This is a genomic window from Bacillus sp. SCT118 (assembly GCF_058566435.1).
In genome coordinates, this window is record NZ_CP191225.1 from 3,198,158 (window position 1) to 3,211,445 (window position 13,288).

11 protein-coding genes are annotated in these 13,288 nt (G+C 46.1%); 4 read left to right on the plus strand and 7 right to left on the minus strand.

The features are described 5' to 3' along the window. Positions 1 to 59: 59 nt before the first annotated feature. Positions 60 to 1,235, plus strand: a complete 1,176-nt coding sequence (locus tag ACQVGT_RS16470; protein WP_015383104.1) for an MFS transporter — start codon at positions 60 to 62, stop codon at positions 1,233 to 1,235. A gap of 198 nt (positions 1,236 to 1,433) precedes the next feature. Here ACQVGT_RS16470 and ACQVGT_RS16475 read toward each other — a convergent pair whose 3' ends face one another. Genes ACQVGT_RS16475 through yfkJ form a run of 3 tightly spaced genes read right to left on the minus strand, consistent with a single transcriptional unit; the run spans position 1,434 to position 3,093 of the window. Further along, the gene (locus ACQVGT_RS16475) at positions 1,434 to 2,261 is read right to left on the minus strand and encodes a YihY family inner membrane protein (RefSeq protein ID WP_014479170.1); all 828 of its coding nucleotides are present in this window, start codon (positions 2,259 to 2,261) and stop codon (positions 1,434 to 1,436) included. Positions 2,262 to 2,284: 23 nt separating this feature from the next. Continuing rightward, on the minus strand, positions 2,285 to 2,605 hold the full coding sequence (locus tag ACQVGT_RS16480; protein WP_003233665.1) for a hypothetical protein: 321 nt from the start codon (positions 2,603 to 2,605) through the stop codon (positions 2,285 to 2,287). Between the two features lie 17 nt (positions 2,606 to 2,622). Then, the gene (gene yfkJ, locus ACQVGT_RS16485) at positions 2,623 to 3,093 is read right to left on the minus strand and encodes a protein-tyrosine-phosphatase (RefSeq protein ID WP_015482953.1); all 471 of its coding nucleotides are present in this window, start codon (positions 3,091 to 3,093) and stop codon (positions 2,623 to 2,625) included. 202 nt (positions 3,094 to 3,295) lie between these two features. Between yfkJ and ACQVGT_RS16490 the strand changes: the two genes are divergently transcribed. Together ACQVGT_RS16490 and ACQVGT_RS16495 are read left to right on the plus strand one after the other, a co-directional pair. Beyond that, the gene (locus tag ACQVGT_RS16490; protein WP_010330293.1) at positions 3,296 to 3,511 is read left to right on the plus strand and encodes a DUF1128 domain-containing protein; all 216 of its coding nucleotides are present in this window, start codon (positions 3,296 to 3,298) and stop codon (positions 3,509 to 3,511) included. Positions 3,512 to 3,620: 109 nt separating this feature from the next. Continuing rightward, positions 3,621 to 4,823, plus strand: a complete 1,203-nt coding sequence (locus tag ACQVGT_RS16495) for an MFS transporter (RefSeq protein WP_015383100.1) — start codon at positions 3,621 to 3,623, stop codon at positions 4,821 to 4,823. Positions 4,824 to 4,858: 35 nt separating this feature from the next. Here ACQVGT_RS16495 and yfkM read toward each other — a convergent pair whose 3' ends face one another. Further along, entirely contained in the window at positions 4,859 to 5,377 is a 519-nt protein-coding gene (yfkM, locus tag ACQVGT_RS16500; RefSeq protein WP_015383099.1) for a general stress protein 18, read from the minus strand. 242 nt (positions 5,378 to 5,619) lie between these two features. Between yfkM and ACQVGT_RS16505 the strand changes: the two genes are divergently transcribed. Beyond that, positions 5,620 to 10,008, plus strand: a complete 4,389-nt coding sequence (locus ACQVGT_RS16505) for a multifunctional 2',3'-cyclic-nucleotide 2'-phosphodiesterase/3'-nucleotidase/5'-nucleotidase (RefSeq protein ID WP_080109030.1) — start codon at positions 5,620 to 5,622, stop codon at positions 10,006 to 10,008. A 36-nt stretch (positions 10,009 to 10,044) separates the two neighbouring features. Here ACQVGT_RS16505 and ACQVGT_RS16510 read toward each other — a convergent pair whose 3' ends face one another. The 3 genes from ACQVGT_RS16510 to treC all read right to left on the minus strand — a co-directional run bounded on the left by ACQVGT_RS16510 (position 10,045) and on the right by treC (position 13,272). After that, positions 10,045 to 10,710 (minus strand): NAD(P)H-dependent oxidoreductase, encoded by a 666-nt coding sequence (locus tag ACQVGT_RS16510; RefSeq protein ID WP_014476144.1) that lies wholly within the window; start codon positions 10,708 to 10,710, stop codon positions 10,045 to 10,047. A gap of 139 nt (positions 10,711 to 10,849) precedes the next feature. Further along, positions 10,850 to 11,566 (minus strand): trehalose operon repressor, encoded by a 717-nt coding sequence (gene treR, locus ACQVGT_RS16515; RefSeq protein ID WP_003233679.1) that lies wholly within the window; start codon positions 11,564 to 11,566, stop codon positions 10,850 to 10,852. 20 nt (positions 11,567 to 11,586) lie between these two features. Beyond that, positions 11,587 to 13,272 carry an alpha,alpha-phosphotrehalase gene (gene treC, locus ACQVGT_RS16520; protein WP_015482951.1) on the minus strand — a complete coding sequence of 562 codons (1,686 nt, stop codon included), beginning with the start codon at positions 13,270 to 13,272 and terminating at the stop codon, positions 11,587 to 11,589. Positions 13,273 to 13,288 lie beyond the last annotated feature (16 nt).

Genomic DNA, 13,288 nt, shown 5'->3' on the forward strand with positions numbered 1-13,288 from the left:
CCTGCTTTTGGAAAACATTGTACGATCAACATAGATTCCACATAAGGAGAACTGACACGATGTCACGATTTCATTTCTTTATCCTTGTCTTGCTCGTTTCCATTTCCGGGTTTTCACAAGGCATGCTGCTGCCTGTCATTTCAATCATTTTTGAAACAAATGGAGAATCCGCTGCTATCAACGGCCTGCACGCAACCGGGCTGTATATCGGTGTGCTTTTGGCTTCGCCGTTTATGGAAGCGCCGCTCAGAAAGCTCGGGTTCAAGCCGCTGATCGTCATGGGCGGAAGCATTGTCATTTTAAGCTTATTCGGATTTATTTGGCTTCAGTCAGTTTGGGTCTGGTTCCTGCTTCGCCTGTTCATTGGAATCGGCGACCACATGCTTCACTTTTCTACGCAAACGTGGGTGACCTCCATGTCATCAAAACAAAATCGCGGAAGAAACCTGTCTATTTATGGGCTTTCCTTTGGCCTTGGCTTTGCCGCAGGCCCGTTCATGGTGCCGCTTGTCAAACTGAGTCCGTCGCTTCCTTTTATCGTATCCGGCTGCATCAGTCTGTTTGCGTGGCTTTTTGTTTTCTTTCTACAAAATGCATACCCGGAAACCAGTCCTCATGAAACCAAATCAGACAATAGTTTCAGGCGATTTTATCAGGCCATGCTGTTTGGATGGGTTGCCTTTATGCCTACATTTGGCTATGGCTTTCTGGAAACGGCGCTGAACGGAAGCTTTCCGGTGTACGCGCTCCGTTTGGGGATATCAGTAGACGCAGTAGCGATCATCCTTCCCGCATTTGCGATTGGAAGCATTATCTTTCAGTTTCCGCTCGGCATCCTCAGCGATAGATACGGCAGGCGGAATGTGCTGCTGGTGATTTTACTGACTGGGGCTCTTTGCTTTTTCATCGCCGGTGTATTTCCTTCGCCCTACGTGATCGGCGGCTGCTTTTTTATTGCAGGAATGGCAGTCGGATCAACCTTTACACTTGGCATCAGCTATATGACAGATCTTCTCCCGCCTCATCTCCTGCCGGCGGGGAACCTGCTTTGCGGCATTACATTCAGTCTCGGCAGCATCCTCGGCCCGGTTGCCGGCGGCTGGTATATGCACACATTTGAAAGCGCAAACTTGTTCTACTTCATTACTCTCACGCTTAGCGCTGTGTGGCTGGCCCTTGTGCTGGGCAAACCGAAAAGCTGGTCACCGGCTGAAACCTATTCTTCATCTTCTTAATCAAAAAGCCTCCTGACATCATGTCAGGAGGCTTTTATGCTAATGGTAGCCGTTTTGTCCGTTGGCGCTTCCGCTTGTTTTATGGCTCGATTTGCTTTTCGAATTTTGTTTGTTATGGCTTCCGCCTTTTTTCGTATGCTTGGTCATCACGATATCCCCCCGACTTCTTTTTGAACCGAAGTTCGTTTATAGGGTGCGCTAATGGTAGGGATTTTCATCAGGAAGCTTTTTACGTTTATGTAAAAGAGCGTTGATTTCTCCGCCTAGGATAATTAAAATGCCGCTCAAGTAAAACCAAATCATCAGAACGATGATTCCCCCGATGCTCCCGTAAGTGGCGCTATAGTTCGCAAACGTGCTGACGTAAAATGAAAACAATGTGCTGACAACGATCCAGCCGATGGTCGCAAAGACCGCACCCGGCATGACAAACCGGAGAGACAGCTTTTTGTTCGGCGCAATCACATACAGCGCGGAAAAAACAATCAACAGCACAAGCGGGCTGACACCCCAGCGAATGGCGGCCCAGACGGATAAAAACAGATCCGACGCGCCGACAAAGTCAGAAGCGAGCCTTCCAATCTCCCGGCCAAATACCGGCAGAAGCAAAGCCACTAAAATCGTAAATACCATGGCAATCGTCAAAAAAATCGAGGTTAGACGAACAATGATAAAAGAGCGGTTTTCTTCCACATCATACGCGTGGTTTAGCGACCGGACGATCGCGTTCATTCCATTAGACGCAGACCATAATGCGGCGATAATCCCGAATGACAGCAAACCGCCATTTCGATTATTTAAGGTTTGATGGGTAATGGATTCAACGAGTGACATCGCACTGGCGGGAGCATATTGTTCTATGACTCCTAAAACATCATCGGTAGAAAGCGGAAGATACGCGGTGAGCGTCAGCATAAAAATCAAAAACGGAAACAGTGACAATAGAAAAAAATACGCCAGCTCCGCTGATTTACTTTGTCCTTCATGAAGGGTGTATCTGCTGAAAAGCTCTTTCAAAAAACTCATGTCGTCTCACCTCGCATGTTTGATCATTTTTTTGAAAAATGCTCTTTCGTTTCTTGCACAAGTTCCATCACTTGCGGTGTTGTTTTCTTCAGCTCTTTCACCTGCTGATTCACAAAGTCGACTTCCTTTGAAAGCGTTTGGGCGAGCTTCTTGGCCTCATCCACTTTTGTGATGACAGTGTTTTTTAACAGCTCTGGGTTGCTTTTGTACAGTGAAAGTTTATGCTTGCATGTTAGCCATCTCATGCCGCACGCCTGTCTTGTCGGTTTATGGAGCAGTGATAACGCCGCGCCTGCCGCAGCTCCGAGAAATATTCCTTTCAGCATTAAACGTTCGTTGTTCATGCAAATTCTCCTTTCACTCACAATTGTTTTTCTTTTTGAATAGACGCAAGCAGATGCTCACAGCCCGATTTGATTAATTGGCAGACTTCTTCAAAATTCCCTGTGTAGTAAGGATCGGGAACGTCGGCAAGATCTGAATCTTCAACATAGTCCAAAAGCCTTTTGATATGCGAGGTGTTTTTAAATCCCGCCATGCTTCTGAGACTTCCGATATTTTCTGCATCCATTGCAATGATGTAATCAAAATCGTCCAGATCCTGTTCGCTGACTTGACGCGCCAGCATGCCATCAAAGCTGATTCCTTCTCTGCGCAATATCTCCTGCGTTCCCTCATGCGGCGGATTGCCGACGTGCCAGCCGCCGATTCCCGCTGAGTCCGCCTTAATTTTCCCCTCTAATCCTTTTTTGGCTGTCAGGTCACGAAAAATCGCTTCCGCCATCGGAGATCGGCAAATGTTTCCTAAACAAACAAATAACACGCTTATCATGTTGTCCAACCTCCCTATTCTTTGCCCCTATTTCTCTAAAAAGAAACCTTCATGAATATCTTAGTAGGATGTTCATTTCCTTTTCAACTGATGTCTTCACTTTTTTGGAATTAAAAGCCTCCTTTTAGAATAGGGTTTTTTTCTGATGGAATTCTGTTAGAATAAAACATACCTATATTGCGCATAGAAAGGATGGAACCATTTGTCCAGCCCAAATACAGAAACATTAACTCAAATGATTGAAGAAATTTCCCAAAAGCTGAACATGCTGAACGTCGGCGTAATCAAAGCGGAGGATTTCAGTGATGAGAAGATTGAAGACCTCACGTACCTTCACAGCATGGTGATGAAAAAAGAATCATTCAGCCCAAGTGAAATGCAGGCGATTGCTCAAGAATTAGCCTCGCTTCGTAAATAATGGAGACTGGCCGGAAACTCGGCGAGTCTTTTTTATCATTTCCCCAAACCAATTTTCCTTAGAACAGTAAACAGTAAAGTGTTCGAATAAGATTTGAAGGAGTACAAGCATGCAAACGACATCTATTAAAACAGCATCCGGAATGTATATCAACTACTTCTTTCTGGGGATGGTCAACATCATTCTCGCATCCAATATGTCCTCATTAACAAAACAGTGGAATACCGATCCGACCGGCATCAGTTATGTCATTGCCGCTATCGGGTTTGGCAAACTGCTGACATACGGCATTTCCGGCGTTCTATCAGATAAAATCGGCAGAAAGCCGCTTGTTGTCGCTTCTGCGGGAATTATGGCCGTCTTTTTAGTCGGTATTCCTTTATCACCAAGCTATGAGCTGGCGTTTGTGTTCGCCTTATTAGCCGGAGTCGCAAATTCAGCGATGGATGCCGGAACATATCCGGCCCTAACCGAGCTCTTTCCGTCTGCTTCCGGTTCGGCGAATGTCTTGGTCAAAGCCTTTATGTCTGTCGGGGCCGCACTTTTGCCGCTTTTGATCACATTTTTAGCAGACCACAGCATGTTTTACGGATTTGCTTTTTATCTGCCGGCAGCGGTCTATCTCCTGAATATTATTTATTTATCAACGCTTTCGTTTCCTAAAAAACATAAGAAACCAACGAATAGCGGCCAACAGGAATCTCCCGTTTTCTTGTCTGAACCCGTTTTTCAGAAAGAAGGCACCGCACTGATTATCATCGGTTTTACATCCACGGCTTTATTTACGGTTTCTCAAATCTGGCTCCCGAGCTACGCGCAAAAGGCAGCCGGTTTAGCTGAATCAGCATCCGTACAATTGCTGAGCTATTATAGTATAGGATCTCTGGCATCTGTTTTATTATTAGCCGTTTTGCTGAACAGATGGGTCAAACCTGTCTTCATAACGCTCTTATATCCTATTATTACTTTATGTACGCTCGCAGTCATGCTGACCATTCATATCCCAGTTGTGCTGGACATCACTGCCTTTTTCTTAGGCTTTTCAACTGCGGGTGTGTTTCAAATTACCATTACGTTAATGACAGAGCTTTTCTGGAAGCGAAAAGGAACCGTTACCGGAATTGTAGCGACCGCTTCAAGCCTTGCATCGATTCTGATGCCGATTGCAACAGGGCTTATCGCAAAAGCGGGGGGCATCGCCCATATTTTCATATTCGACTTCGGCATTGCGGTCATCGGAACGGCTGCAGCTGCTTTCTTGTATTACAGGTACAAGAAACTGACGGCTGTTCAAGCTGATGCCACGTTATGATCAAAAAACGGACGCCCGCGGGCGTCCGTTTTTTCTTATTTCGCAAGCAATGCCAATGACTCGCGGTTAAATGCCGGTATATCGTCCGGTGTGCGGCTAGTGACCAATTGATCTTGGCAAACAACCACTTCCTTGTCCACAACGTCGGCACCGGCGTTTTCCATGTCAACACGAATGGACGTATAGCCTGTCGCTTTTCGGCCGTCGAGCGCTTTCGCATTGATTAAAAGCTGCGGGCCATGGCAAATAGCGAATACCGGCTTTTTGTCAGTCATAAACGCTTTTGCAAATTGGACGAAACGATCGTCAGCGCGAAGCTGGTCTGGTGAAAATCCTCCGGGAATCAAAAGCGCATCAAAGTCTGAAGGGTTTACGTCGTCAATGGATGCGTCAACCGTCACTTCCGCTTTTCCCTGCTTGCCTTTTACTGTTTTTCCTTTTTCATTTTCGATGACAGTCAGTTCATGTCCCGCTTCTTTAAAGGCTTTCGCAGGCTCAGTGTACTCGCTGTCCTCAAAATAATCTGTTAAAACAACTGCAATTTTTTTCCCCATGATTCATAACCTCCCGCTTTATATGTCTACATAAAACACTCTACCCCAGCCACACTAAAATAAACATTCCGCGATTGTGATAAACGATAAGCATAAATACCCAGTATTTGTCGCTTGAAGCTGCTACATAGTACTCATTTTTCTCCCTTTTACAATAATCATAAAGAAACACCTACAAATAGTTACAAAATATTCTTACAATAGGAGCTGTAACACAAATTTCGTTGAAAGGTGGAGAACTGGTGAGAATACAGAAAAGACGAACACACGTCGGAAACATTCTCCGTATTCTTTTGCCCCCAATTATGATACTTAGCCTAATCCTCCCAACACCACCCATTCATGCAGAAGAAAGCGCGGCTCCTCAGGTGCATCTGAGTATTTTGGCTACGACTGATATTCATGCCAACATGATGGATTACGATTACTACAGCGACAAAGAAACGGCGGATTTCGGTCTGGCGAGAACAGCGCAATTGATCCAAAAGCACCGCGAGCAAAACCCTAACACTCTGCTTGTGGATAACGGCGACTTGATTCAAGGGAATCCGCTGGGTGAATACGCGGTGAAATATCAAAAAGACGACATTATCTCCGGCACGAAAACCCATCCGATTATCAGCGTCATGAATGCGCTGAAATACGACGCCGGAACGCTTGGCAATCATGAATTCAACTACGGGCTCGACTTTCTCGACGGCACAATCAAAGGAGCCGATTTCCCGATTGTAAATGCCAACGTCAAAACAACTAGCGGTGAAAACCGTTATACGCCGTATGTGATTAATGAAAAAACCCTCATTGATGAAAACGGTAATGAGCAAAAAGTAAAAGTCGGCTACATAGGCTTTGTCCCGCCGCAAATCATGACATGGGACAAAAAGAATCTCGAGGGGCAGGTGCAGGTGCAGGATATCGTAGAATCCGCCAATGAAACGATCCCGAAAATGAAGGCGGAAGGCGCAGATGTCATTATTGCCCTCGCCCACACCGGCATTGAAAAGCAGTCACAATCAACAGGTGCAGAAAACGCCGTGTTTGACCTTGCCACCAAAACGAAAGGCATTGACGCGATTATCTCGGGCCATCAGCACGGACTCTTTCCTTCCGCCGAGTATGCGGGTGTTGCTCAGTTCGATGTGGAAAAGGGAACAATTAACGGCATTCCTGTCGTCATGCCAAGCAGCTGGGGCAAATATTTAGGCGTGATTGACCTTAAGCTTGAAAAGGCGGACGGCTCATGGAAGGTAGCAGATTCCAAAGGAAGTATTGAATCCATTGCCGGCAACGTCACATCAAGAAACGAAACCGTTACAAACACCATTCAGCAAACACACCAAAACACACTGGAGTATGTCCGAAAGCCAGTCGGCAAAACCGAAGCAGATATTAACAGCTTCTTTGCACAGGTCAAAGATGATCCTTCCATTCAGATCGTGACTGACGCGCAAAAATGGTATGCCAAAAAAGAAATGAAGGATACCGAGTACAAGAACCTGCCGATTTTATCCGCTGGAGCGCCGTTTAAAGCAGGCGGCAGAAACGGAGCCAATTACTATACAAACATTCCAGCCGGAGATCTTGCGATTAAAAATGTCGGTGACTTGTATCTTTACGATAATACTGTTCAAATCGTCAAGCTGACAGGCAGCGAGGTCAAGGACTGGCTGGAGATGTCAGCAGGCCAATTCAACCAAATTGATCCAGCCAAAGGCGGCGATCAGGCCTTGCTGAACGAGAATTTCCGCTCCTATAATTTTGACGTGATTGACGGTGTCACATATCAGGTCGATGTGACAAAACCGGCTAAATACAATGAGAACGGAAAAGTGATCAATGCGGATTCATCCCGGATCATCAACCTTTCCTATGAAGGCAAGCCGATCAGCCCAAGCCAGGAATTTCTCGTAGTCACCAATAACTATCGTGCGTCCGGAGGCGGCGGGTTCCCTCATCTGACAAGCGATAAAATTGTCCACGGCTCTGCAGTTGAAAATAGGCAGGTGCTGATGGATTACATTATTGAACAAAAAACAGTCAATCCAAAGGCAGACAACAACTGGTCAATCGCGCCTGTTTCCGGCACGAATCTGACGTTTGAATCCTCGCTTTTGGCCAAGCCATTTGCCGATAAAGCAGACGACGTCGCTTATGTAGGCAAGTCTGCGAATGAAGGCTATGGTGTGTATAAGCTGCAATTCGATGATGATTCAAATCCAGATCCTCCTAAAGACGGACTGTGGGATCTGACCGTCATGCACACCAATGATACGCACGCACATCTCGATGATGCAGCGAGACGAATGACGAAAATCAACGAAGTACGCAGCGAAACAAATCACAACATTCTCCTTGATGCGGGAGATGTGTTTTCCGGCGATCTGTATTTTACAAAATGGAACGGATTGGCCGATCTGAAAATGATGAACATGATGGGCTATGACGCCATGACCTTCGGGAACCATGAATTTGACAAAGGCCCGACAGTGCTTTCTGATTTTCTAAGCGGAAACAGCGCAACCGTTGATCCGGCGAACCGCTATCACTTTGAAGCACCGGAATTTCCGATTGTCAGTGCAAACGTAGATGTGTCAAATGAGCCCAAGCTGAAATCATTTGTCAAAAAGCCGCAAACCTTTACCGCAGGTGAAAAGAAAGAGGCCGGCATCCATCCTTACATTCTGTTAGACGTTGACGGGGAGAAAGTCGCCGTATTCGGCCTGACAACGGAAGATACGGCCACCACATCAAGCCCGGGCAAAAGCATCGTATTCAATGATGCCTTTGAAACAGCACAAAACACCGTCAAAGCGATTCAGGAAGAAGGACAGGTAAATAAAATTATTGCTTTAACCCACATCGGTCATAACCGGGATCTTGAGCTAGCCAAAAAAGTAAAAGGCATTGACTTGATCATCGGCGGACACACTCACACCCTCGTAGACAAAATGGAGGTCGTACACAACGAAGAACCGACGATCGTGGCGCAGGCAAAAGAATACGGCCAATTCTTGGGGCGCGTTGATGTCGCATTTGATGAAAACGGCGTTGTGCAAACAGACAAATCAAATCTGAGCGTGCTGCCAATTGATGAGCATACAGAAGAAAACGCAGAAGCAAAACAAGAGCTTGATCAGTTCAAAAGTGAATTAGAAGACGTGAAAAATGAAAAAGTCGGCTATACGGATGTGGCGCTTGACGGCCAGCGTGAGCATGTGCGCACGAAGGAAACAAATCTCGGAAACTTCATTGCGGACGGTATGCTGGCAAAAGCGAAAGAAGCAGCCGGTGCCAGAATAGCGATAACAAATGGCGGCGGCATCAGAGCCGGCATTGACAAAGGGGATATCACACTCGGCGAGGTGCTCAACGTGATGCCGTTCGGCAATACGCTTTACGTGGCCGATTTAACCGGAAAACAAATTAAAGAGGCCCTTGAACAAGGCTTAAGCAATGTGGAAAATGGCGGCGGCGCTTTCCCTCAGGTGGCCGGAATCGAATATACCTTTACATTAAACAACAAACCTGGACACCGTGTGTTAGAAGTGAAAATTGAATCGCCTAACGGAGACAAAGTTGCTATAAATACGGATGATACCTACCGCGTGGCAACAAATAATTTTGTCGGTGCCGGAGGAGACGGATATTCTGTCTTTACAGAAGCCTCCCATGGTGAAGACCTTGGCTACGTTGATTATGAGATTTTCACCGAACAGCTGAAAAAACTAGGAAACAAGGTCTCTCCTAAGCTTGAAGGACGGATCAAAGAAGTATTCCTGCCGACAAAGCAGGAGGACGGCAGCTGGACACTTGATGAAGACAAATTTGCGATTTACGCTAAAAATGCCAACACGCCGTTTGTCTATTATGGAACACATGAAGGATCTCAAGAGAAGCCTATCAATCTTAAAATGAAAAAAGATCAGGTCAAACTTTTGAAAGAAAGAGAATCAGATCCTTCATTGACGGTGTTCAACTACTGGTACAGCATGAAGATGCCAATGGCGAACCTTAAATCAGCAGACACTGCAATCGGAATCAAGTCGACGGGAGAATTGGATGTGTCACTGGCAGATGTATATGACTTTACAGTGAAGCAAAAAGGAAAAGAAATAAAATCATTCAAGGAGCCCGTTCAGCTTTCGCTTCGCATGTTTGATATTGAAGAAGCCCATAACCCTGCCATTTATCATGTCGACAGGAAAAAGAAAGCTTTCATAAAGACAGATCACGGATCAGTTGACGATGATATGGTGACAGGATATACAAACCACTTCAGCGAATACACGATCTTAAATTCCGGAGAGAACAACAAACCGCCTGCATTCCCGTCAGATCAACCGACAGGCGGTGATGACGGCAATCATGGCGGCGGCCCCGACAAACCAGGCGGAAAACAGCCAACTGACGGAAACGGAGGAAATGATACGCCTCCCGGCACACAACCGACTAACGGCTCTGGAGGAAACGGTTCGGGCGGATCAGGAACAGACGGTCCGGCTGGCGGCCTGCTTCCGGACACAGCCACATCCATGTACTCGATCCTGTTGGCCGGATTTCTGATCAGCGCACTCGGCACCGCAATGTACTTACATCAGAGGAGAAAACAGAATAGAGCGAATCAGGCATAAAAAAGAGCTGCTCGCTAAGCGAGCAGCTTTCTTTATTTAAACCCACTTCACAACATCTTCAACAGCAGATCTTGTTTTCGGACGAGGGTCTCTCACTCGGTAGCCAAATGCCACCATCACAGAAATATCAAAGCTTCCGTTTTCCAGAAGGCCTTCTTCTTCAAGAATACGGTGAATGTGATCGTACTGGAAGCCTTCGATCGGGCAGGAATCAACACCGATTTGCGCAGCGGCAGTCATCATGTTGCCAAGCGCGATATAGGTTTGTTTTGATGCCCAGTCAAACAATGTTCTGTCACTTTCAAGCAAATGCAAATCGTTTTTCTGGAATTCTTCTGTTTTGCTTAAATAGCCTTCGTATACGTCTTGAGGCATTTGTTTTACTTCTTTTAAATGACGTTTGATGTAGTCCGCATTATATTTGATATCCTTCGCTGTACGCGCAAGAATCAGGACGAAATGGCTTGCGGTCGGCAGCTGCTTTTGCGCGCCCCATGTGTATTCACGAAGCTTCTCGCGGAATTCCGGATTTTGGACGACGACAAATTTCCAAGGCTCAAGGCCGAGTGAGCTCGGAGACAGTCTTCCTGTTTCTAAAATAAATTCAAAATCGCTGTCTGACACTTTTTTATTCGGGTCAAATTCCTTAGTCGCATGCCTGAAATTGTATGCATCCAGAATTTGTTTCTTTAGATCTGCCATGTAAAACACCTCTCCTTTAGGTTACTCTCATCTCTATTGTAGCCATTATGATAAAAAGTAAAAGTACGCACATTTTTGTTGGATAGTATCAATTTTGATACCAAACAAAAAAGCGCGCTGCCGCAGGCAGGCGCCTCTCTCATTTCCCCCGCCGCGCAAAATCAACAAATCGGAATTTGTCGAGACGGTGTCTGCTTTCCGTATATTGAAACAAACTGGTATCCTCCAAAAAGACGTAGTTTCTCACCACGACCATATGGTCATAGCCGCGTAAATCGAGCAGCTCTCTGTCCTCGTCCGTACACGGCTCGGCGACAATTTCTTTTTGGGCGTAACTGATCGAAAGACCGAGCTCTCCTTCTATATATTCATATATGGAGTTTTCACAAATTTCTTTCGTCAGGTGAGGGACATGCTTTCTGAAAAAGTAATCCTTGTCCAAAATCACATGTTCCCCGTCAATCTTTCTAGACCTGATGACTTCCCAGATGTCGTCATCCAGATTGGCCCGGAGCTGTTTTTGGATCAGCTCTGACGGAGGCTCCAGCCCGAATTTGTGTACAGTTGTTTTCGTTTCTTTGCCAAGCGTTTGCGCGAGCTCCTTGAAGCTGACAAGGCCCGAAACGGGAAACTGCATTTTTTCACGATTGAGCACGACGGAGCCTTTTCCCCTGATTTTCTGGATATAACCGTTTTGCGCGAGCATATGAAGCGCCTTTCGGACCGTTTCTCTTGATGTACCGTACTGTGCGGTCAACTCATGTTCAGACGGAAGAATCTCCTCCGCTTTCCATCGGCCGCCTTCAATTTGCTGTGCGATGTCTTTATAAATTGTGATGAATTTATTCACCTTCATTATGGACCACCCAGCTTAGTTTAACACGGTTTTGTTAAACGATAAACAATGGACTCATACGGGCGAAGCGTCATGTTCTGAAGCCCTTCCCTTTCTTCATCGTTCGTCAACAGCACCTCTGCCTTCCATTCGTCGTGCGCTAAAGAGTCCGGCAGTGTAAAGGCCGCCTCTGTCCCGTAAAAATTATTGATCACGAGCAGCTTTTCATTGCTGCCGTGTCTGAGATACGCAAAAATGTTCGGATCATCCTTTGCAATTAACTCATACGTTCCCTCTGTCACAATGTCATACATTTTGCGAATCCGAATCAATTTTTGATAATGGTAAAACACCGAATTTTGATCTCTTAGCGCCGCTTCAGCATTGATTTCCCGATAATTTCCGGCAACCGGTATCCACGGTGTGCCCGTTGTAAAACCGCCATTCTCCGTAGCATCCCACTGAACGGGGGTTCTGGAATTGTCACGGGATTTCGCCTGTAAAATGGCTGTGATCTCTTGATCAGCCATTCCTTTGTCCTTAAAGGCGTGATACATGTTCAGCGATTCGACATCCCGATAGGAGCTGATGTCAGTAAACTTCGGATTCGTCATCCCCAGCTCCTCGCCCTGATAAATATAAGGCGTGCCCTGCATCATATGAATGGCCGTAGCAAGCATTTTCGCCGATTTCACCCTATATGCGCCATCATCTCCATATCTTGATACAACGCGCGGCTGATCATGATTGCACCAGAACAGAGCGTTCCATCCCCCTCCTGCGTGCATCCCCGTTTGCCAGTCGGATAGGATCTCCTTCAGCTTCAAAAAGTCAAACGGCGCCAAGGCCCATTTTTCGCCGTTTGGATAGTCAACCTTGAGATGATGGAAGCTGAATGTCATATCAAGTTCTTTATTGTCAGGATTCGTATACCGGATACAGTGGTCTACGGTTGTTGAAGACATCTCACCGACCGTCATGCTGTCGTAATGCGAAAACACCTTTTCGTTCATTTCATGCAGAAATTCGTGCACCCGCGGCCCATCAGTGTAAAAAGAGCGGCCGTCGCCTTCCTCCGCATTCGGAAAGCGCTGATCTTTAGAAATCAGGTTGATGACATCAAGCCTAAAGCCGTCTATTCCCTTTTCAAACCAAAAATGCATCATGTCATAGACATGCTTTCTGACCTCTTCATTTTCCCAATTCAAATCAGCCTGCGTCACATCAAACAGATGCAAATAGTATTGGCCTGATGCTTCGTCAAGCTCCCATGCCGAGCCGCCGAATTTCGATTCCCAGTTCGTCGGAACAGAACCGTTTTCCTGCGGGTCTTTCCATATATAAAAATCACGGTACGGGCTGTCTATTGAAGAGATCGCCTCGCGAAACCATTTGTGCTCTGTTGACGTATGATTGACAACAAGGTCCATGACGACTTTCAGGTCTCTTTTATGTGCTTCGGACACTAGCCGCTCAAAATCCTCCATCGTACCATATTCAGGATAAATCGAGTAATAATCACGAATATCGTACCCATTATCATGCTGAGGAGAATCATAAATCGGTGTCAGCCAAAGCACATCCACCTGAAGTGTTTTTAAGTAATCAAGCTTTTCAATAATGCCGTTCAGATCGCCGACACCATTTCCTGTCGTATCGTTAAAGCTTTTCGGATAAATTTGATAAACCACAGCTTTTTTCCACCATGGCGTTTGTTCTGTTTTCATCTGTTTCCACCACCAT